The sequence below is a fragment of the Psychroserpens sp. BH13MA-6 genome (assembly GCF_052983595.1).
Genome location: NZ_JBRJGE010000002.1, coordinates 394835 through 417883, shown reverse-complemented (window position 1 = coordinate 417883; position 23049 = coordinate 394835). Strand labels below are relative to the sequence as shown.

Here is a 23049-nt window from a genome sequence, read left to right as displayed (position 1 = left end):
TTGTATATTAATCACGACAGATTACAATTGATTATATGAAGTACATATCAATTTAACTGATTAATCAAATCTTATAGGGAGAATATCTGTATCTCAAATATAATAAATTCTACTAGTATACTTATTAAGGAAAACAGGAAACATTTGAATACTAGTAAATTTGAACCTATTCCACACAGAATACACTCCCCTCCTACAAGCTCCCAAAATACCTCCTCTCCCATGCCCTTCCTAACGGGAAACCGTAAAAAAAGTAAGGCTTTATCTTTTGAGTTTGTACCTCAAGTTGTTAGCATAAAAAAATCCCCCAAAAACTGGAGGATTTTAAGCAAACTTCCTTAATCATACGTACATAAGGCTCAACCTCATGATCAACAGCTTATTGCTGTTTTAGTTCAAATGCCTTGTTAGTGGTCACGTCTTCAAATAAATCCGTGATAAGATACTGCAATGAGTCTGGAGTGACCTCTCTAAAATAGCCTAATAAGTCTTCACTGGTGGCATAACGATTGGTGAGCGTTTTAAGCGTCCCATTGGTGGTATTCCAATCCGCTAAAAAGCGTTTTAATGCCTTATTTACTTGTGCCTCTCCCAAGTGTTTTTGAAGTTCATACATGGCAATCGCACCTTTGGCATAGTACACATAGTTTTGGTTTTCTACAAGAGCCAGCGCAGGTTCCTCCACGGTCGCTTTGTCTTGTCCCTCTTTATACTTCACCTTTTGAATCTCTAAAAACTGAAGTAGTTTCTCTTCAGAATAACTGTCTTTTAAGACCATCATGGCGGCATATTGCGATAAGGTTTCTAAAATAAAAAGTTGCCCTTTTACATTGGCTGCTTCTACCTGCATACCAAACCATTGATGAGCAATTTCATGAGCAGTGACATAAAAAGCCATGTCCACATCTTGCTCGTCGTCTATATCTAACACAAATCCTATAGATTCAGAAAACGGAATGGTGCCAGGGAAAGATTGTGCAAATTGCGCATAACGCGGAAACTCCATAATACGTAGTTGCTCGTATTGATAGGGACTAAAATTTGTGCTGTAATAACGCAATGACGCTTTCATGGCAGCCATCATTCTATCAATGTTGTAAAGATGATCTTTATGATAATAAATTTCAAGATCCACTGGCTTTGCTGAGTCATTCTCAGGCGATATCCATATATCCCTTTTTGTTTCATATTTGGCCGAAACCATGGCGTAAAAATTAATCATGGGTACGTCCATTTTATAATGAAAATAATTGCGATTGTTTTCTGTCCATTGTCGTAACAAATTTCCAGGCGCTATTGCTGTTTGATCGTCTGAGGTGCCCATAATTATTTCGAATTGAATACCGTCGGAATCACTACCTGATCGCGCATTTACGAGTTCGTCGCTATGGTCTCGATCGGCTTTTTGACTACGTTTTGGCAACTTATAATCGTCACGTTCCTTAGGATCACTCAATTCATATTTTCTTTGATATCCGATGGTTGGTAAATCTGAATTATTAAAAAACGTACCGTTGTGATTGATGTTAACATTCGAGCTTCCGGATTCAAATCCCTTCGTTGTAAAGCGTTGCTTAAAATACATGCGAACCGAGTCGCCAGGTTGTAATGGTTCCTTCAGATTGCAAATAGTATAATCAAATTTTTCATACTGATGGTCTTTTGTAAATCCGACCTCCAAAGTGAGACTGTCTAAGGTCACATTCCCTTCAATAAGCTTCTGAATGTGTATGGAGGCCATGTTTTTAGAAGTGGTGTTTTTCAACAGATAATGGCCTTCTACTGTATAATCGCGTGTTTCGGGATACAATTCTAATTGCAAGTTAACATCTACGATCTTGGGTTGTGGAATGTATTCAAATTGTTTGAGTTCTGTTTCATATGCCACTCTAAATTCTGTGGCTTCGGAAGTGGTCCAATAATCATTTAAAATATTGGTATTGTAAAATATCACGCCTCCAACGGTGACGAAAGCCAAAAGTATGAAGACGAAGAGCCTTATAAGCGGTTTACTCGCTCTATTTTTCGCAACTTTTATGCGTTTTAATATAGGGGTTTCAACACCTCTTACCGATACCAATGACGCTATCATCAATAATTGCATTCCGAAGAGCAACCAGTACAATTTAATTAACAGATAGGGTTGCAATAAGTGACCATAGCCGTTCATATCAGAATAGGTTCCTAAAGCGCTACCTCCAAAAAAGTACAAATCATGATCAAATCCAACCAATCCCATAGCGATAGTCGCCATAAAGAAAACAATGACTAACATGATTCCAACAAACTTATGATTGACAACCGATTGGATAAAAAACGCGATAAACGTGTATAATGCTAAAATCGGTAAAATCTCCAAAAAGAAACCATAAAAGTAAACCTGTAATTCATAATTATAGTAACCACTCAACGTTTGAAATAATATACCAGATAGCATTAAAGCCATCATGAGCACCACATATATCAAATTAATTCCAATGTACTTACCTGCTAGCTTCATCAAGCTTGACATAGGTGTAGCGTCATAGATTAAATCGAGTTTCATCGTGCGCTCCTTCCATACCAATTCTCCCGAATAAAACACCAAAATGATGATGAAGAAATAAATGGATGTTTCTTGAAGTTCTTCCACAATAAAATAGGTGGCTGGATAACTATCGACACCATATACTGTCCCGAGATTTACAGAATTAATTAAGATGATAATCATACCGCAAATAACAATGCCCCAAAATGAAGGTTGCTTGCAAATACTTATGAAATAAAACCATGAAAATTGTCTTAACTGCAACAATTTTGAGAGTGTTCCATAGTGCTTTTTGGCATGAGGTATGACGACATCATTAACGTGAAGTGTGCCTATAGGTTTTAATATTTGTGGCTTTTTACCTTTAGATCGCTTTTCTTTAAGTACATTAAAACTGAATTTTTTATAGCCATATATCAATGCTACTATTCCCAAAGCCATCCAAAACAGTTTGTTATAAAGCAAGGCTCCCAAAAAAGGAAGTGCTTCTGTACTCTTTTCTGCTGCTGACCACGATTTGGTCACGAAGGTGGTGGTCGTTAGTGAAAACGGATCTAAAATGGCTTGCCAAAACTCACTAGTGATGGCTTTGGTCAACATAAAAACGACAAATAAAATAATCCCTTGTGTATATACGACCACGAGATTTCTACTTAAAGCACCCGTCACAAAAAATAGTGAGGCTCCAAAAAATAACGTTGGTAGGGTTACTATTAGAAATGTCTTTACATAAAGAAAGGCATTAAAATCTAAGAGATCATCTGGGGTATTCCAAGGCATAAACTCCCCTAGCATCATTCCAAATAATATCCCTGTAAATGCAAAAAGTAAGACTGCAAAAGACCCTAAAAATCGCCCGAGTAAGTAATCCTTTTTTTGGATGGGTGTAGAAAAAACCAATGACTCTATATTGTACTCAAAATCGCGCAAAACAGAGACACCCATAATCATGGATGCCAAAATCATGAAAATGCCTGTTATGGCTCCCATCGTTTTTGCAATAACGATAGGTGAGTTTTTCTTCATGAGGCCTAAATCAGCACCTTGAAATATAAAATCGACACCCACCATTGAAAATAAAAACAGAAACAGAAAGAACACATAGGTATCTGGTCGTTTGAGACGGTATTGTATTTCGAACTTAAAAATTTGATACCACATTATGCTTTAGATTTAGCGTTAGTACTACTGAATATTTCTGAGAAATACACATCTTCTAATTCGGCATTAATCAACGAAAAACCATTTCCTGGAGGTTTATCACTTAAAATATGAATGGTTGGTTTTCCAAGGAATAACCGTTCGCTAATGACTTTATAATTGTCTTTATAAAGGTCTAATTCTGATTTGTCGATGGTTTTTTCATAGACTTTGTCTTTAAGCCCTTCAAGTAATTGTAGTGGTTGGCCTTCTAAGCACACTTGCCCTTGATTGATAATCGCCATATTCGTACAAAGTTCTTTGACATCATCGACAATGTGCGTCGATAAAATCACCACAGTATGTTCCCCTATTTCGCTTAGCACGTTGTAAAACCGATGTCGCTCTACAGGATCTAATCCAGCAGTAGGTTCATCTACAATGAGCAACTTCGGATTATTAAGTAAGGCTTGTGCAATTCCAAAACGCTGTTTCATACCACCAGAAAATCCTTTTAGGTTTTGATGTCGAACATCGTATAAATTGGTTTTATTCAACAGAGCTTTCACCAATTCTTGACGTTCTTTTTTATTTGTAATCCCTTTTAATACCGCAAAATGATTGAGTAATACTTCAGCAGATACTTTAGGGTATAAGCCAAATTGCTGTGGTAAATACCCTAAAACCTGCCGTAACTCATTCTTTTGTTGCAACACGTCAATATCACCGAGCATCACAGATCCAGAATCAGCGTCTTGCAGCGTAGCGATGGTTCTCATTAAGGTCGATTTTCCAGCACCATTCGGACCCAATAAACCAAACATGCCTTGAGGTATTTCTAATGAAATATTCTGCAAGGCTTGTATGCCATTTGAGTACGTTTTTGATAAGTTATGAATACGGAGTTGCATAGTGTTCGTTTTATGATTGAATGATTAAGGCAAACTTACTGTGTAACGCTACGATCAGAAAGAAAATGTGATACACGCCTTATTAGCTGTGACAGAAACATAGTTAAAGATTGTATACGCAGGTTATCACTACTAAATAAGCATTCATCCCTCTGTATCCATTGTTTGTCAACTTATTTGCTAGAGGACGTTTAATTAATTAATATTGACCTATGAAGCTTACCATATCAGATAGCAGAAAGAGAATCATTAACCGGATTTATAAACTAACGCTTGTCTTTACAGGATTCATCCTTGTGATTTTTAACGATACCTTTGGAAAACTAGAAGGCTTTCCAGAGTTTATTACACTGTATTTCATTCTGATATTTATCACCATTGCCCATTGGATTTTTAAACAAGTTAGAACCATTATTCGGTTAAAGAATGAAAAAGAGAAAACAGAATTGCTGCATTTAAAAAGTCAAGTGAATCCACACTTCTTCTTTAATACGCTTAACAATTTATATGGCTTAATGGCAAAAGATTCTAAAGAGCGTGACATGGTACTCAAGCTATCTGATATGATGCGCTATAGTATTTATGAAGGCGAAAAGGAATGGGTAACCATCAAACAAGAGTTAGATTATTTAAAAAACTATGTGGAGCTTCAAGAAATTCGATATCATAAAAAGTCGGATATCCAATTCAAACATCACATTGAAAACCCACAGGCTCGAATAATGCCCTTGCTATTTATTATTCTGCTGGAGAATGCTTTTAAGCATGGCTTAGAAAATTTGGAAAAAGACGCGTATATTCATGTAGACTTAACCGAAACTAATAATCATGTCAATTTTGTTATTGAAAATAATTTTGAAGTACAAGAAACACCAAACACCAAAGGCATTGGCTTGAAAAATTTAGAGAGACGCCTAGAATTGGTCTATCCCAATAAACATAAACTCTCTTTTGAAGTCACTGCCCATACTTATAAAGTGTCACTATCTTTAAAGATAAAACAATGAGATATCTAATCATAGATGACGAACATATAGCGCACAAGATTATCATGGAATATTGTGAAATGTTACCACATATGAGTTTGCAAAAAAACTGCTATAGTGCATTGGAAGCGCTAACGTATTTAAATACACATCAAGTGGACTTAATCTTCTTAGATATCAATATGCCCAAGCTGAAAGGTTTTGAGTTTTTAAAAACACTATCCGCACCTCCAAAAGTAATTGTCACGACAGCCTATAGCGAATTTGCGATAGAAGGATACGAGTTGAACGTATCTGATTATTTATTAAAACCCTTTAGTTTTGAGCGTTTTTTAAAGGCTGTAAACAAAGTTATGGCCACAACAACTACAAAAAATGTCAATTCTAAAGCGAATGACGCGATAACAAAACGGTTGTTTTTACGTCAGAACAAGTCATATCTCCAAGTTGATGTTGATACGATTTTATATTTAGAAGCTGCTGGAAATTACACGAAAGTGGTGTCTAAAAATGACATCATCACCATCAGAGAAAAAATATCTGATATTTTGGAATCTTTACCATCAGACCAATTTATACAAGTTCATAAATCTTTTGCAGTAGCTATTAAACACATGCAAAAAATTGATGGCAACAGAATAAATATTCAAGACCATACCATTCCCATTGGAAAATTATACAAAGCCAACCTGATGAAAGTTTTGGGTTAGGGATATGAAAAAACACTGAATAAAATTTTATAAGGTCAACATTTTTAACATTGAAGTCATCGTCCTTGCTAAAAAATCAAACCTTCTCCTCTATTCGCTCATCCCTTATCTAACGGGAAAGCGCTAATAAGTTGAAATATGTCTTTCTATAATTTGCTTCTGTGAGCTAAAAAAAATCCCCCAAAAACTGGAGGATTTTAAGCAAGCTTCCCTAATAGCTAACTAACTAAAAAAAACATAGAATCCTAATAGACCTAAATAAAAGGCCATCAAGAATAACTCTAACTTGTATTTATCAATGGTTTTCAACAATCGCACTATTGTAAATCATAAGATTCTAAGCGTTTTTCAATAAAGTGCTCGGTTTCTGTTACAAAGGACATGGTTGTTAAGACCTCTCCTATACCATCTTCTCTGTATCCATGATCTAATGAATTAGCAATATTGCCATCGAGATCTTTAAAATAGTAATGGTTATCATAACAGGTAAAGCTACCTGCATTGGTGCTGATGTTATCCATACCATTAGCTAACGCTAAATAGTACGAGTACTCGAAATCTAGATTGAACATATAATGCTCATTAGTGTCGCTGTTGTTGTATTTGATAAGTCCCATCTCGTCTATTAGAAACCCTAAAGAATCTCTTAGGGTGTAGTTTCTTTCGCCATTATCTGGAAAATAAGGATAAGTACCATCGTTGCCTGTGACCTCATGTTTAAAATTATAGTAGGTCTCGTTATCGATTTGCACCGTTTCGGTAATAGCAACCGATTCGGTGATATCGGTTGGCAGGAAATTATCCGTATCCATATCACGTAAATAATAGCGGTAATCCCAAGTATTCCCAACCGTTAAGGCATAAAAGTTATCTGAACTTGGTTCGTTGGTGGCATCTTCAGAGCTGCAAGCCACAAGCCATAAGGCTACAATAAGCACTAAACTCGTTTTTTTCATAATCACATTTTTTTTAAGATTTATAACTATTTATGGCTGGTTTTATTGTTGTTTTTACTGAATCAATACTCTTTTGGTCACCTGTCCTTGCTGGAAGTCCATCGTTAAGAGATACACCCCTTGACTCATGCCTCCTGTTGAAAATTGGTGCGTATCACCAGTACTAATGGCTTGTCCTGTGAGGTTGTACAAGGTATAGTGTTCTAGTTGCATACTGTCCGGAGCAAGAATGCTCATAGTATCTGAATGGTTTATAATTTTAATAGTGCTGGCAATATCAAATTCAGAGACACTCAACGCATCTTCACTCACGGGATTAAAGCCAGTCCAAAGTGCCCCAGGATCTGTGACATAAGCGCCCATGGTCCCAGCAGGAATGTGCAGGTGTATAGTGCTTCTGTCGGCAGTAAAGGAGTCTGCTGCACTACCTGATGTAGCAATTGTTGGTGGTGTTAAGGCTAAAGATGTAACATCGGTTAATGGATTATTCTGAAAAACACCATAATCTATGTTTGTGACATTTGCTGGTATGACAACAGTGGTTAATTGATTGTTGTAAAACGCGTTATTATCAATATTAGTAAGGCTGTTAGGTAACGAAATAGTTTGTAATTGATTGTCTTGAAAAGCACTGTACCAAATATTTTCTAAGTTATCAGGAAAAACAACAGAAATTAATGCATTATTTCTAAACGCGTCATCATATATGTCTGTTAATGTACTTGGTAGTGAAATTGAAGTTAATAAGTTATCTTCAAACGCATGTTCATCTATTATGATAATGCCTTCCGGTATAGTTACACTAGTAAGTAGATTATTATAAAAAACATTATTACCTATTTCAGTAAGACCAGTGCCAAACGTGATACTAATTAATTGATTAATAGCAAAAGCATCATCACCTATATGGGTAACTGAATTAGGAATTGTTAAGCTACCTATTTGATTGTTTCCAAACGCATAAGATCCTATAGACGTCAAACCATTATGTAGGTTTAAGCTAGTTATTTGATTTTCACTAAACGCTTCGTCTGCTATACTTGTAATAAAACTCGGAACAGTTAGGGCTGTAAATTGGTTATTATAAAACATGCCTACAGGAATCTCTATTAAACCATTAGGAAAAACAACATTAGAAATATCTGATACTTGGTTGCTAACAAAAACATAATCTGCTATTGTTGTTACAGAATCTGCTAAATCTATAGTTGCAATTTGATTATTTGAGAATGCCACACTATTAATAGTTGTAACTCCATTCGGAATAACAACATTGGTCAACAAATTATCTCTAAAAGCACCTTCTCCTATTGTTGTGACTGTATTTGGTATAATTGTTAAAGCTGTTATCTGATTTCCTCTAAAAGCCTCTTTGCCAATGCTAACGGTGTTTGCAGGGATAGTAAGATTAGTAAATTGATTGTTTTTAAAACAGGATAATGGAATATTAGGAATTGAAATAGATATGGAGCTAAAATCTGCAAAATCATTATTTTGAAATACCCCGTCTCCTAAATTAATGACATTGGTATTTCCAGATACTTGAGTTAAATTATTATTGACAAAAGCATAATCTCCAATATTAGTTATACTGTTAGGGAGAGAAACTGTAGAAAGATTATTACTATTAAACGCATGTGCAGCGATGCTTACCACATTGTAAGTGGCAGCATTATACGTTACTGTACTTGGTATTATTAAATTGGCGTTGGTAAAACTAGTATAATCTGTTATTTCTACTTCATTGGTTGAAATAATGTTATAATTGAAGTCATTATCTACAAATGTTTGTGAATAGCTTATCGTAATAATACATAATGTGATTACAGAAAGTAGTTGTTTTTTACGCATGTCACATCTACTGTTGAAGTGTTTTCGGAAGTGTGTAAAGTTTTTCATAATAATATAGGTTTTAGTTAAAGTAAATTTGTTTCTGTGTTAATAATCCATTGTAATTAAGTCGCCGTTTCAAGGTTTTAAAATGGTTATGACATCGAATATATCTGGGTGCTCACATTCAACAAAGTCAAAATTCGTTTTTGTGACGAAACCCATAATAAAAAGTGACCAAGCCTTTTATCGCAACGAGACACTTAGAAAATCAATTTCAACTAACTCAAAACCCTTAAATTCATTGGCTTTGTGACGAAACCATTTAAAATAGTGATAAACCAAACAAGCCATATGTTAGTCACATTTTAAATAATAGTACATTTGCTGAAAGCGTTTATTGTGAAGCATACCAGCATCGTATTATTTCTATTATTTTGGGCTCATTTCACCCATTCTCAAAGTCATATTTACGAACATTTTGGCGTGGATGAAGGCTTACCGAGCTCGGAAGTATATGACAGCTATCAGGATGCTTTAGGTCATATTTGGTTCGCCACCGATAAAGGCTTATCACGCTACAATGGTTATGAGTTTGAAAATTTCACCACCCAAGATGGACTCCCTGGCAATACGGTATTAGATTTTTATCCGCAAACAAACGGTCAAATCTGGTGCTATGAATACCACACCCAAAGCCTATTTTATTTTGACGACATTTTCAATGGCTTTAAAATGTACAAATACAATACTATAATGAAAGCCCAATTAGACGCAGATGCCGTTCTGAAAAGTGTGGTGGTCGATGAAGCTGGCTATCTGTATATTGGAGGTTATAAATTGGTAGGTATGGTGACGATAGCACCAGATGGTACGGTCAAAAAATCATACAGCAAGGATGACTTTTTGAATCAACCAAAGGAAAAGATCGATTTTAGACTTGGCTATTACAAGAAGAAAAATGTTTTTTTATCGGCATTTCATGATTATGGATTAGAGGACGACATTCAGATGATAGACATTGCAAATGGTACGAGCAACCGAATGGATTTAAGAGTATTAGATGAGGACCACATCATCTTCATTGATAAGAAACTCGGTATCCAATACAAAGGAAATAAGACCACCTATTACAAAAACGACCAAAACCCCATTAGTATCAAACCAATCGGTGAGCAATTATTTTTTGCTGGTTACTATAGTGGTGGTGGTGAAATACGCGATATTCATGGTAAAGTATATGATACATTTTTATCAGAGATGTCGGTATCTAGTTTTCTTTTAGATCGTGAAGGTGGTTATTGGCTCAGTACCCTTGAAGATGGGGTTTTTCATATTAAGAATCCAAAGATTAAAGTCTATACCAACGATTATATCGTTTCGTTGGTCAAAGATGACAAGCAACACTTATTCGCTGGGTTCAACAATGGTGATATCGGTAAAATTTCCAAAGCTAACACAGAGATCCTCTTTCAAGGCTTAAACACCAATGAAGCATTGGTGGAATTTGATAATATCAACAAGGAACTTTATATTTATGGTGATGGTTACTTGATTAACTATTCTGAAAATAGCCCTTCTTATAACTTTTGGGCGCGCAAGCTACCCGAACAAATTGCTCATCCTCTTTTGGCAACAACCGCCTACGGTTTTTTCAAAAAGGATAAAGATAATAGCAAGCAAATCTTTACCAATTTTAAGGCACAAGATGTTAGCATGTTTAGGGATACGATTTTTATAGGTACGACTTCTGGATTGTATGCTCTTAAAACGGACAAAATTTTAAAACACCAACCAAGCAATTTATTAACATCGAGAATCGACGACATTGATGTTTCTGCGACCAATGCCTACTTAGCGACACAAGGAAACGGTGCTGTTGTCTATGGTGACCGTATTTACAACATCACCAAGAAAGACGGTCTTACTAATGATATCGTTAGTGAAGTCCATATTGAAAATGACTCCACAATTTGGGCTTGCACCAATACCGGACTTAATAGAATCAATTTTCACTCAGGCGGCACCTACTCCGTTAATACCATCACAAAATCGGATGGCTTAATAAGTAATGACATCAATGATGTTGAAATTATTAACGACACGGTTTGGGTGGCCACAAAAAAAGGACTTTGCTATTTTAAAAAAGCCGTTATACAGGAAAAAGAAACTGCCAATATCCTATCCCTCACTCTCAAAGAAATGATTGTGAATAACCAAAAGACCCTAGGTGAAGATTTAAAACTGTCCTATCATAAAAATAATATTGACTTTAAGCTACAGGCCATTACGCATAAAAATTCCAATAATATCAACTACAAATATCGCTTAAAAGAAATAGACTCGAATTGGACCACGAGTAGCAACCGTCTTATAAGTTTTCCCTCGCTTTCTCCTGGAACATACACTTTTGAAGCTCGGTCTCAAGTCCTTAATCATCCCAATAACTTATTAGTAACGAAACGATTTAAAATCCTACCGCCTTTCTGGAGAAGTTGGTGGTTTTATAGTTTGTGTTTTGTCATAATTGCCAGCTTGGTGTATCTATTCTTTAAAATACGTGTGCTAAGTTATAACGAAGACGTGTTTCGAGAGCTCATTAGATTGGCCATCAAACGCTTAAAACGCAAAGAGCAATTTTATACCTTTCGATCTAATGGCGAAGATTTTAAAATTACCACCAAGGACATCCTATTTGTCAATTCACAAGGGAATTATTTGGACATTGTTACTAAGAGAAAAACCTATACCATTCGCTGTAAAATTGGTGATTTTTTAGGTACAGTACCTGATGCCTTGGAATTCCTACGTTTACATCGCTCGTATATTGTGAGGATCGATCAGGTGTCCAGTAAAGGCCGGAATTGGGTAATGATTAAAGAGCACAAAATTCCTGTTGGAGAAACCTACCTCAATGAATTGGATAAAATTCATTTTTAATTTTGAATTGAGCAATTAAAGCCCACTTATCAAGCGAATCTCTATCCTTTTAATCGTTCCTCTAGCATTGCTAAAGTTTGACGATTTTCTCTCATAAAAGCATTCAGTTGTGGTTCTAAATTACCATAGACTAAGGTGGAATGAATAGCCAAACGCGCCCGATATTCTGGACTTAACAAATAGGTCATCATCTGAGGATTATCCAAACGTCCTAATAATAAGTCTCCTATCCATGGTTCGTTGTTTTTTAAATACAACATATTTTCATCAATATCCTTCCCAATGCGTTCATTTGAACCCTCCAATAAATTATCGAAGGCATTATGCGTCGTTAATATCCTAGATATTAAGGTGTCTTGCTGCTTATCAGCATCATTCACATAACGCTGTAATAAGTTAATGCCTTTCTGCTGTAATTTAAATGGATTATAAGATAGTATAAGTCCGTAACCTTGTGGATTATTTTTATAGGTTCCTACCGAAACAGTATCACTTAAGAACATTTTAAAAACTTCTTTGCGTTTTTTTAAATAGTCTAATACCGAAGTAACGACTATAGTATCTTGCACAAGATCTTGTTTATAAACCTGCAAATAACTCGTCAACAATTGCTCTGAGGACTTGCGCTGATTGTAATTATTAATACTCACCGCAATAAGAATCCCAATGACTACCAAAATGATTTCGCCAATACCATAAAGAAGGTATCCTGAAATACGCTTACTTTGAAAAAAACCTTTGCGTTTTGTATTGAATATTCCCATACGATGTTGCTATTAGTTCGTTAAATATAAGCTAATGCTATTAGAAATAAAAAACACCGTTTCGAACAGCTCAAAACGGTGTTTTTAAAATTTGGCTTTTCAGAAGCTTATTTAGGATCTAGAATGTCCTCAATACGTTTTACGATATCTCGATAATGGTATTTGGTTTCTGTATTGACTTGTCGGTTAGCTGCTGAAGCCACCTGACGTTTCAATACATTTAACTCACCTCGTACCAAGGCTCTCACATCCGATTGTGACACGTTATAATAGCTATCGCTACGTTGCGGATTTAGCTCTTCTGTCATTAAATACGCCATACGATCAATATAGACACGCTGCAGATTTCTACGATACACATCCACATTCTGTGTTTGTGACGTTTCACTCCATATGCCTTGTCGTAAATCTTTCAACATATCCAACACACTGTAGTTGGTCGCATCCAACGCGTGATGATCTATTAATCGTCCCAGACGATCAAAACTTAGCAAACCATTCACATAGCGACTTTGTAAGCGTCTTAATCGGTCGGTATAACCCGCATAATCGATATTCTGCAACAAGGATTTATCGATAAGCCAAGACGGAGTTTCAAAAGCATTATCATGTAACCATGCCATAGACGCTTTTTGCTTTTCTTTTGGAACAGCCACATAGGCTATGCCACCTTGTCTAGGGGTGATTAAGTGTTCTTCTACACCACCAACATTAGAAAGCACGTGTCCGATGTAACGGTTATAACATCCTAATAATTCACCATAGAGCTCTTCCAAATCCTCATAATCATTAGTTTGATCACTGGTCCAATCCGGTAAATTTTGAGCCACATACTTCAAATTTTTCAAGGCATAATTAGACGCTTTAATCGCATCATTACCGATGTCTTCGGTTTGAGATGTTGGGTCAAAACGGCTACGCTGGCGACCAAATACATACATAGGATCACCTGCTTTTTCCATGATCCATTGATCTAACACAGCTACTTCGGCTTCAGGTGCGTAAGCGCCCGGAATTCTGCGGTAACCCCAATTTATGGCATAGTCGTCATAAGGTCCAATCTGACGAATAAAACGAATATTCTCATCACTAGGCTGCGCAATGTAATTGTAACGTGCATAATCCATAATGGTCGAGGCAATTCCAAATTCTTGGGTAAAAGCGCCATTTCTATAGCTTTCCACATCATAAGCTTTACTGGCACTCATATTATGAGGCAATCCTAAGGCATGACCTACCTCATGAGCAATCACCATTTTCATCATTTCTCCGATTTCTTCATCAGGTGTATTTAAGGTTCTCGCTGAAGGATTAGCAGCACCCGTTTCTAATAAATAACGGTTTCTATAGGATCTTAAATGGTTGTGGTACCAGATGATATCACTCTCGATGATTTCTCCACTTCTAGGGTCTGACACACTTGGTCCTACTGCATTTCGAGTTTCACTGGCGACATATCGTACTACTGAGTATCGAATATCCTCCGGACTAAACTCTGGGTCTTCTTCTTTGCTTGGCGGATACTTAGCAATAATGGCATTTTTAAAGCCTGCCTTTTCAAAGGGACCTTGCCATAATTCGATGCCTTCTTTAATATAAGAACGCAAATTTTCAGGTGTGGCTGGATCCAAATAATAGACGATAGGCTTTATTGGCTCTACCAATTCACCTCTCGCGTAAGCTTCAGGATCTTTAGGTTCCAAACGCCATCTGCGGATGTACGTTTTCGTATCTGCTTTAAGCGCATCACTACCATAATCCACTTGACTGAAGGTAAACCAGCCTACTCGATCGTCTGCAAAACGCGGTTGCATCGGTTCTTCAGGTAATAAAATCATAGATTGATTCATTTGTAAACTTATGGTCTCTGCCGAACGTGCCGAAGGTGGTTCAGACGCATTATAAGTCATATCCTGTACCACTTCAATATTCTGAGGAAAACTCTTAATATGATTGATAAAACTGCGTGACCCATCGAGATTCCTTACTTTATAAGTGCTACGTAATCGACCAGGCAATCCGCTAATCGCTTTGACATCGGTACTATAAAATTTGGTGACATCTACCACGACTGCAGAAGAATCCTTACTGAAAGCCGCAATATCAAATGCGAACAATGTTGGCTCATAGTTGTTAGACTTTACAGAAATACTGATAGGTAATTCCTCATCAGCGACCGCATTATAGGAGCGTTCCTTGATAAGTATTTTATCATCAAAACGTTCCCAAGCTATTAATCGTTCTGCGGTTTTCGAACCAGCATTGATATAACCACCTCCTAAATTAGCAGGTAGTTTGGCGATTCTACTTACCAATAACATGTCCTTACCCAAATGCATCTGAGGAATTTCAAAATAGTACTTCTCTCCTACTTTATGGACTTTAAATAAGCCATCATCGCTCACAGCATCTTTGGTAATGACTTTATCATAAGGTTTGATTTTACCAGGATTCTTCTTAGGTGCAGGCGCTTCTTTGTTGTTTTTCTTGTTCTTTCGGGATTGTGCATGGGTCGTTTCAGAAATTGGCAGACTGCACAAGAATGCTACCAATAACAAGGGTAATAGCTTTTGCATGTTAAATTGTTTCAAATGAGTTAGGCTTAAAATTAATGATTGATGCATAGACTCGTGGCATTTTCACAAAATTTTAAGGATGATTTTTCAGCAAATGGGACAATATTTTACAGGATACAGTTATTGCCATTGGTCTGTCTGACTTACCTTATACTGAAGAAGAAACTAGAGTCAATTTTAGTTTCAATGACTTAAAAATTAATTCTATGACTATTAATTATGAATACAATGGTGTTACTGCGAGTGACACGCTAGAAGCCTTTACGGAAGAAAAACTAAAACCAGTTTTTGAGCGCTATGAATTTGTCATTCGTGCTGATGTTTTTTTTAAAACCGAAAACACAACCAGTGATGAATCGGGTAAAATATGTAGTATCCGTTTGAGTGCGCCTGGACCGCGTCTATTTGCAGAAGCATCTCATGAGAACTTTCAGCGATCGGTATCAGAGACCGTCGATGAATTATTAAAACAACTAAAAAAACGAAAAGCTCAAATGAAAACATATTAAGTATTTGATTTTATTCTAGTTGCACGCGATTATGTCGGTAATTTTTCAGTTTAAAAACTCTTAAAAATTTCATAATCTGCTTGCAGAAAAAGTCTAGAATGAGTTTCCAACCGTAAATAGTAACATAAACCAATAAAAAGAATTTAAACATTATGAAACGAATTTCAGTAGTAGTACTATCCGCATTATTCTTAACCGCATGTGTTTCAAAAAAGAAATATGTCGCTTTACAAGAAGATAATGGTGAACTTAAGAGTGAACTGACAAAAACGAAAGTTGAAAATGAAGAATTAGAAGCTAAGTTTGCTAAAATTCAAGAGCGTGTAGACAACTATAACTCTAAAATAAATGAACTGACTGAAGATAACAATGCCAAACTCGTTAGCGTTGATGGTGTAGTGATCTCTGAAGACCAAAAAGAAGCCATGCGAGAATCGTTGAAAAACGTACCACCTGCATACATGGCAACAGCGAAAACCTTAAAAGATTCCATGAATCTCGCTTTGCAATTCAACTTAAAATCATCGATGGATAACATTGAAGAAGACGAAGATATCGCAGTTAACATTGAGGAAACTGTGGTGATGATTTCTATTTCTGATAAGATGTTATTCGACTTCGGAAGCTATAAAGTAAGTAACAAAGCCAATGACATTTTACAAAAAATCGCTGATGTAATCAATTCTGAGGAAAGTTTAGACGTGATGGTAGAAGGTCATACAGATAATAAACTCATGAAAAACAGTGCTGCCGTAAAGGATAACTGGGATTTATCAGTGCTAAGAGCGACTTCTGTTGTAAAGAAATTACAAAATGATTTCGATGTGGCTCCAGAGCAATTGATTGCTGCAGGTCGTAGTTTTTACCAACCTTTAGCAGCTAATGATACTGATGAAAACAGAGCTAAAAACAGAAGAACACGTATCGTTATTTTACCAAATATTGATAAGTTCTTTGCGATGATGGCATCAAAATAATGAATGACTTGACCTATTATATTTGTGGTTGATTAATCCACGAAAAGACTGCTTTAACCGGCAGTCTTTTTTTTTGAATATCATTTCAGGCCAATCATAGTGCCTATTTAAAAATGTTTTTTATTTTTGATTACCTATGATTGATGACTATGAAAAAAATTACACTACTCCTATTTTTAATCGGTTTTTCATTTTCTAACGCGCAACACACTGTTGCGAGAGATTGGAATGAAATGCTATTAACTGCCATACGAGCTGATTTCGCGCGACCTACTGTGCATGCTAGAAACTTGTTTCATACGTCTGTTTTGATGTATGATTCTTGGGCTATTTTTGATAGTCAGGCAACGACGGTTTTTTTAGGCAAGAACTTTGGTGGGTATAACTGTACGTTTAATGGTATTGCAACACCTACTGATGTTGACGCTGCCAGACATGAAATGATGAGTTATGCGGTTTACCGCTTGCTCAATCATCGTTTTGAAAACTCACCTGGTGGTTTGGCCTTACTTAATCAATTTGATGCCCTGTTTACGTCTTATGGATATGATCCTAGTTTTGTATCTACAGATTACAGTACCAATTCTTATGCAGCCTTAGGAAATTACCTAGCCAGTGAAATGATTGCTTTTGGCTTACAGGATAATTCCAACGAACAAAACGGCTACACCAATCAGTTTTACACGCCATCAAATCCGCCGTTGATTTTACAAAACTATTACGAAACCAATGATATTGATCCTGCCTATTGGCAACCACTAGCCTTTGATGTTTTTGTAGATCAGAGTGGAAACGAATACCCTATCAATACACCGCCTTTTTTAAGTCCGGAATGGGGAAGCGTTACACCTTTCGCGCTATCTAGTGACGATTTGGATATTATTAACAATAATGGATTCGATTGGTATGTTTATAATGACCCAGGACCTCCTGTGTACATTCAAAACTCGAATGAAGATGGTATTGATGATCCCTACAAATGGCATTTTGCTTTAGTAGCCTCATGGTCAGCGCACTTAGACCCGAACGATCCAACAATGATTGATATTTCACCCGCATCTATTGGAAATTTTGATTTTAATAATCTACCTCAAACGTTTCAAGAGTATCAGAATTTTTATGATTTTACCAATGGTGGCGATTCCAGTAGCGGACATCCGCTCAATCCAGCCACAGGAATGCCTTATACGCCACAAATGGTCAAGCGCTCTGATTACGCCAGAGTTTTAGCTGAATTTTGGGCAGACGGTCCAGATTCGGAAACTCCACCTGGACACTGGTTTACAATTTTAAATTATGTAAATGACCATCCAGCACTCGTTAAAAAAATTGGCGGACAAGGAGCTATTGTGAGTGATTTGGAATGGGACGTTAAAGGGTATTTAAGTTTAGGAGGTGCCATGCACGATGCAGCTGTAAATACTTGGGGTATCAAAGGCTATTACGATTATTTAAGACCGATTTCTGCTATTCGATACATGGCTGGAAAAGGACAAAGTAGTGATGCGAGTTTGCCGAGCTATGATCCTCACGGACTCCCGTTAATTCCTGGATTTATTGAATTGATCACAGATACAGATCCGCTAAGTGGCGCTAGTAACGAAAATGTTGACCGTATAAAAATTAAAGCATGGAAAGGTCCAGATTTTATCACTGATCCTAGCACAGATACGGCAGGTGTAGATTGGATTTTAGGTACACACTGGTGGCCTTACCAACGCGGTACTTTTGTAACACCACCGTTTGCGGGTTATTTATCGGGTCATTCAACCTTCTCAAGAGCCGCAGCTGAAACGCTGACGAGATTAACTGGAGATTCTTTTTTCCCAGGAGGTATGGGCACTTTTGATATTCAACAAAATAACTTCTTAGTGTTTGAAGTGGGTCCAACACAAAATATGACCTTGCAATGGGCTACCTATCAAGATGCATCAGATCAAACGAGTTTATCGCGAATTTGGGGTGGTATTCATCCGCCTATCGATGATATAAGAGGCCGAATTATAGGGCATAAAATCGGTAATGATGCTTTTGATCTCGCACTTCAGTATTTTGATAACACCTTGAGCGAAGACTCTCAGCTTTTGGCTGAAGCCTTATCAGTGTATCCTGTACCATTTAACCACACACTACATATTAATTCATCTAACGTGAAAACCATGACTATGTATAGTGTGGATGGTAAATTAATCAACCGTCAGACTTTGCAACAAGGCAATAATACCATCCAAACGGAATCATTAGATTCAGGAATCTATTTTCTAGAGTTTTCAGAGTTAAATTCTGATACCTCTGTTACTAAAAAAGTTGTTAAATACTAGCTAGGTTCATTCACATAAGGTAATTTTGCATAAATTTTAAAACCTTATGTTTAGTTTGTTGAACACATTTAGAATTGTGGCTTTACTAGAAGGTGTATCCTACATCTTATTGCTATTTATCGCAACGCCTATAAAGTATCTTGCTAATGATCCTAGCTACGTTAAAATGTTAGGGATGCCTCATGGAATTCTGTTTCTAGCCTATATAGTCTTAGCTATTATGATTGGCCAAGAATTGAATTGGGATCGCCGAACCTTGATTATTGTATTAGTAGCCTCCATCATACCTTTTGGTACTTTTTATATAGAAAAGAAATATCTGAAACCCGCCAAATAAATGGAAAAAGTGCAGTGTTTTTTCTACGATTATTTTGTCTCTGTTGGCATGTCCGAAATGACAGCGAAGTATTTCAATATGCTCTGTTTACTCATTGTTTTAATCATCATCATTTACATTGCTGATCGGATTACTAGACGATTGTTGATTAATTTCTTCGGACGTTTTTCAGAACAAACTAAAACTAATTTTGACGATTTATTGGTAAACCATCGCGCTCCCAGACGCATTGCGCATTTGGTACCATTATTTCTTACCATTCAGTTATTTCCAATTGTATTTTTTGATTTTCCACAATTTGAGGTTTATATCCTAATGTTGCTGAAAGTCTATGGTATTGTATTAACGGTTTGGATCATCAGAAGTATTTTAAAAACCTTTGAATCGTATTTTAAAACCTTACCACGACTTAAAGATAAACCCATAGATAGTTACATTCAGGTCGCTATGTTGTTCATATGGATCATAGGAATTGCCTCGATTCTAGCGATACTTATTGATCTGTCTTTTTTAAAATTCTTTACAACCTTAGGTGCGGCTTCAGCCATACTGTTACTCATATTTAAGGATACGATATTAGGGTTTGTTGCGAGTATTCAAGTGGCTATTAATGACAGTGTCCGTATTGGTGATTGGATTACGATGGAAAAATATGGAGCGGATGGTGATGTTATTGAAATAAATTTGTCTACGGTTCAAGTACAGAATTTTGATATGACCATCACGCATATTCCAACGTATGCGCTTATTGCAGATTCCTTCAAAAACTGGCGAGGCATGCAATCATCGGGTGGCCGACGTATCAAACGATCAATTATTCTTAAAGCTAAATCCATAAAATATTTGGATAACGATCATATTGAAAAGCTTAAAAAAATTGAGTTGATTACCGATTATTTGGCGCAACGACAGAAAGATATTAATGCCGCCAATGAAGCTAAAAATGTCGACAAATCTGTTTTGATTAACGGTCGGAATATGACCAATTTAGGTGTTTTTAGAAAATACTTGCAAACCTACATCGAACAGCATTCGGCAGTCAACAAAGAGATGTTTATTATGGTGAGACAATTAGCACCAACACCTCAAGGTTTGCCTTTAGAAATCTATTGCTTTAGTAGTGATAAACGTTGGGAAAACTATGAATATATCATGTCTGATATTTTTGACCATGCATTAGCGGCCGTTCCCTATTTCGATTTGGAAGTCTTCGAACTCCAAGCAGGTATCATTGAATAATTACTGGTCTAGTCGATCTTTCACATATTCAATTTGAGTCTTGCCATGTGGTTTTGGTTTCCCATCAGGTCCTAAATTGACCATGATAATATTGTCAACGGTGAGAATGGTTTCTCTCGTCATTTTATTTCTAGCTTCACATTTTAAGGTCATGGACGATTTACCGAATTTTACCACTTCGATACCAATTTCAATGATATCACCTTGTTTCGCTGACGCCATAAAATTAATTTCCGACATGTACTTGGTGACAATTTTGTGATTTTCTAATTGAATTACCGTGTACAAAGCGACTTCCTCGTCAATCCAAGCTAAAAGCTGGCCACCAAAAAGGGTCTGGTTCGGATTTAAATCTTCGGGTTTTACCCATTTTCTCGTATGAAATCTCATGTTTATTTAAAATTTAGAGGTCATTGCATCGTTCTTATCAAGTAGCTTTCAGTCGCTACTCAAGACCACATTTAGTTGCTTTATTATTCAGGAAGCTCATAAAGGTGACACTTGTTCAACATGGTGATGAATTCAAAAGTCAATGACTTCAATACCTTGATTCTTCAAAGATAAGTTTTTATGCATCCTTTCGGTGTAAATAGGCATTGGAAAATTCAATGTAAAAATTTAAACAATTGATTTGTTAATAACACCGTTGACAACATCTAAATAATGCGACGAATTGCAGATACATTATTTTTATTTTTAATAAAATTTAAAGCCATGAATGATCGATCTACAAACTTAAAATCCATTCGCCCTACTATTGCTTCTGCCCAAGTAAACGAGGCAATGACCACCGATGAATGCTTTCAAAATGCTACGTTAAGGCCAATTATCAAAATGCAAAATCATCTGTTAGTAGTTGTATTTCGCAACTATATTGCAAAGCATAAAAATGTATTTTACGATTTATCAGTAGAAAAACAATTGGCTTATATTGAAAATGCCATTCACAAGGATATGAAATTTCGAAATTCATTGAAAGGCATGATCATTGGTCAATTTACGGTTGAAGAATATGAGCTTTACATTCAGAATTCTTCAGCTTTAAACAAGCGCATGATGACGATTGTAAAAGAGCGCCTATTAAGTAATATTCAGCTATTCAATCAGCCTTTGGCTAAAGCCATATGAAATCATTGAAAGAACAGCTTTTGGAAATCTGTCAATTACATGTTCAAAAGCGTATTGCGAGTTATAAAGATGAAATTGAAACCATCAAGGATGCCATAGAAAACAATGATAAATCCAACGATGAAGACGATGATTCTGGTAATGGTAAACTCTTTAACGATCTTGAAAAAAATGCCCAATACTTGAGTGATGCGCATAACATGCAAGACACTTTAAAACTTATTCAAGTTAAAACCTCCCACCAGCATGTGGTTTTAGGTAGCGTGGTGTTCACCAATTCATCGACATTCTTTTTGGCTATTAGTTTAGGAAAGGTTCCTTTTGAGGGTACAGACTATTTTATAATTTCGAAATCTTCTCCCATAGGCAGCTTGTTGATGAATAAAACTGTAGGAGACACCATCACTTTTAATGGGACCTCCTACACCATCAACCAGATTACATAAGTGGTTGACCATTTAAATCGGTGGTAAGCACATCACTCATATAATCAAAAAATGGTCTGATTGCTTTAAATGCGTTATCCACTTCGGTAATAAATTGGTCACTAACAACTTCTTTATCGGTATATGTCTTGGTAAAAATGAATTGCTTTTTTCTTATGAGGTCAATCGCAGGATGCTCTTTGTCAAAATCACGAGGTGCTGTTTTTAACTCATCACCTACAAATTCGCCCCAAACCGATTTAAAGTCTTTATCACCAATGATGCTTCTAATTTCTTCATCATCTTGTTCAAATTCACGTCTTATACGCAACAAATCATCTTTGTTAGGATCCCAAAATCCTGTAGCGATAAAGGACTCATTATTTGGTTGAATATGTACGTAATAGCCACCTCTTAATTCTGGTTTTTTTCTATGGAACGAGGCTCCAAAATGGGTTTTATAGGGTAACTTATTTTTCGAAAAGCGCACATCACGATAAATTCTAAATAGTTTAAAATTATCGACAACATCATGTTTATTTAAGTTGTCGTAAATAGCTTGATATGTTGCTTTGGCATCAGACTGTATCGCCTTGAAAGACTGCTTATGATCATTGAACCATTCTCGGTTATTATGCTTCTCGAGTTTTTTAAAAAATTCGAGAATCTCTTTTGAAAAGGTAGGTGTTGGCATAGGTTCTTATTTTCATTTAAAAGTACAAAAAAAAGCCTCGATAGATCGAGACTTTCTTTATTGGTTTACGATTTAAATT

The 23049-nt window shown here is 36.2% G+C and carries 18 protein-coding genes; 10 read left to right on the top strand and 8 right to left on the bottom strand.

The features are described 5' to 3' along the window. Window positions 1–379: 379 nt before the first annotated feature. Together ACU8DI_RS06410 and ACU8DI_RS06405 are read right to left on the bottom strand one after the other, a co-directional pair. Window positions 380–3688, bottom strand: a complete 3309-nt coding sequence (locus tag ACU8DI_RS06410) for a M1 family aminopeptidase (RefSeq protein ID WP_447111932.1) — start codon at window positions 3686–3688, stop codon at window positions 380–382. Further along, window positions 3688–4578 carry an ABC transporter ATP-binding protein gene (locus tag ACU8DI_RS06405; protein ID WP_447111931.1) on the bottom strand — a complete coding sequence of 297 codons (891 nt, stop codon included), beginning with the start codon at window positions 4576–4578 and terminating at the stop codon, window positions 3688–3690. Before ACU8DI_RS06405 ends, ACU8DI_RS06410 begins: the two co-directional genes overlap by 1 nt. Window positions 4579–4790: 212 nt before the next feature. On the opposite strand from ACU8DI_RS06405, the gene ACU8DI_RS06400 reads away from it, so the two are divergent. Next, the gene (locus ACU8DI_RS06400) at window positions 4791–5585 is read left to right on the top strand and encodes a sensor histidine kinase (RefSeq protein WP_447111930.1); all 795 of its coding nucleotides are present in this window, start codon (window positions 4791–4793) and stop codon (window positions 5583–5585) included. Continuing rightward, window positions 5582–6274: a LytR/AlgR family response regulator transcription factor gene (locus ACU8DI_RS06395; protein ID WP_447111929.1), complete on the top strand. Its 693-nt coding sequence runs from the start codon at window positions 5582–5584 to the stop codon at window positions 6272–6274. Before ACU8DI_RS06400 ends, ACU8DI_RS06395 begins: the two co-directional genes overlap by 4 nt. Before the next feature lie 317 nt (window positions 6275–6591). On the opposite strand, the gene ACU8DI_RS06390 is transcribed toward ACU8DI_RS06395, so the two are convergent. Together ACU8DI_RS06390 and ACU8DI_RS06385 are read right to left on the bottom strand one after the other, a co-directional pair. After that, a complete protein-coding gene (locus ACU8DI_RS06390; RefSeq protein WP_447111928.1) occupies window positions 6592–7230 on the bottom strand; it encodes a hypothetical protein in 639 nt (212 codons plus the stop codon). A gap of 54 nt (window positions 7231–7284) precedes the next feature. After that, on the bottom strand, window positions 7285–9129 hold the full coding sequence (locus ACU8DI_RS06385; protein ID WP_447111927.1) for a leucine-rich repeat domain-containing protein: 1845 nt from the start codon (window positions 9127–9129) through the stop codon (window positions 7285–7287). Between the two features lie 333 nt (window positions 9130–9462). Between ACU8DI_RS06385 and ACU8DI_RS06380 the strand changes: the two genes are divergently transcribed. Further along, window positions 9463–12000, top strand: a complete 2538-nt coding sequence (locus tag ACU8DI_RS06380) for a ligand-binding sensor domain-containing protein (RefSeq protein WP_447111926.1) — start codon at window positions 9463–9465, stop codon at window positions 11998–12000. A 41-nt stretch (window positions 12001–12041) separates the two neighbouring features. Here ACU8DI_RS06380 and ACU8DI_RS06375 read toward each other — a convergent pair whose 3' ends face one another. Further along, window positions 12042–12764 (bottom strand): DUF6090 family protein, encoded by a 723-nt coding sequence (locus tag ACU8DI_RS06375; protein ID WP_447111925.1) that lies wholly within the window; start codon window positions 12762–12764, stop codon window positions 12042–12044. Window positions 12765–12871: 107 nt separating this feature from the next. After that, complete coding sequence (locus ACU8DI_RS06370) at window positions 12872–15340, bottom strand: zinc-dependent metalloprotease (protein ID WP_447111924.1); 2469 nt, start codon at window positions 15338–15340, stop codon at window positions 12872–12874. 206 nt (window positions 15341–15546) lie between these two features. Between ACU8DI_RS06370 and hpf the strand changes: the two genes are divergently transcribed. From hpf to ACU8DI_RS06345, 5 genes are all read left to right on the top strand, one after another. Next, entirely contained in the window at window positions 15547–15849 is a 303-nt protein-coding gene (hpf, locus tag ACU8DI_RS06365) for a ribosome hibernation-promoting factor, HPF/YfiA family (RefSeq protein WP_447111923.1), read from the top strand. 152 nt (window positions 15850–16001) lie between these two features. Beyond that, window positions 16002–16826, top strand: a complete 825-nt coding sequence (locus ACU8DI_RS06360; RefSeq protein WP_447111922.1) for an OmpA/MotB family protein — start codon at window positions 16002–16004, stop codon at window positions 16824–16826. A gap of 149 nt (window positions 16827–16975) precedes the next feature. Continuing rightward, window positions 16976–19147, top strand: coding sequence for a T9SS type A sorting domain-containing protein (locus ACU8DI_RS06355; RefSeq protein WP_447111921.1), 2172 nt, complete (start codon window positions 16976–16978; stop codon window positions 19145–19147). Window positions 19148–19193: 46 nt separating this feature from the next. Beyond that, window positions 19194–19484 (top strand): DUF3817 domain-containing protein, encoded by a 291-nt coding sequence (locus tag ACU8DI_RS06350; RefSeq protein ID WP_447111920.1) that lies wholly within the window; start codon window positions 19194–19196, stop codon window positions 19482–19484. Then, window positions 19485–20723, top strand: a complete 1239-nt coding sequence (locus tag ACU8DI_RS06345; protein ID WP_447111919.1) for a mechanosensitive ion channel family protein — start codon at window positions 19485–19487, stop codon at window positions 20721–20723. Here ACU8DI_RS06345 and ACU8DI_RS06340 read toward each other — a convergent pair whose 3' ends face one another. Next, window positions 20724–21113, bottom strand: coding sequence for an acyl-CoA thioesterase (locus ACU8DI_RS06340; RefSeq protein WP_447111918.1), 390 nt, complete (start codon window positions 21111–21113; stop codon window positions 20724–20726). 324 nt (window positions 21114–21437) lie between these two features. Between ACU8DI_RS06340 and ACU8DI_RS06335 the strand changes: the two genes are divergently transcribed. Next, on the top strand, window positions 21438–21851 hold the full coding sequence (locus tag ACU8DI_RS06335; RefSeq protein ID WP_447111917.1) for a glyoxalase: 414 nt from the start codon (window positions 21438–21440) through the stop codon (window positions 21849–21851). Next, window positions 21848–22297, top strand: a complete 450-nt coding sequence (locus tag ACU8DI_RS06330) for a transcription elongation factor (RefSeq protein ID WP_447111916.1) — start codon at window positions 21848–21850, stop codon at window positions 22295–22297. Before ACU8DI_RS06335 ends, ACU8DI_RS06330 begins: the two co-directional genes overlap by 4 nt. Here ACU8DI_RS06330 and ACU8DI_RS06325 read toward each other — a convergent pair. Further along, window positions 22290–22970 carry a DUF2461 domain-containing protein gene (locus ACU8DI_RS06325; RefSeq protein ID WP_447111915.1) on the bottom strand — a complete coding sequence of 227 codons (681 nt, stop codon included), beginning with the start codon at window positions 22968–22970 and terminating at the stop codon, window positions 22290–22292. The genes ACU8DI_RS06330 and ACU8DI_RS06325 overlap by 8 nt on opposite strands. Between the last annotated feature and the right edge of the window lie 79 nt (window positions 22971–23049).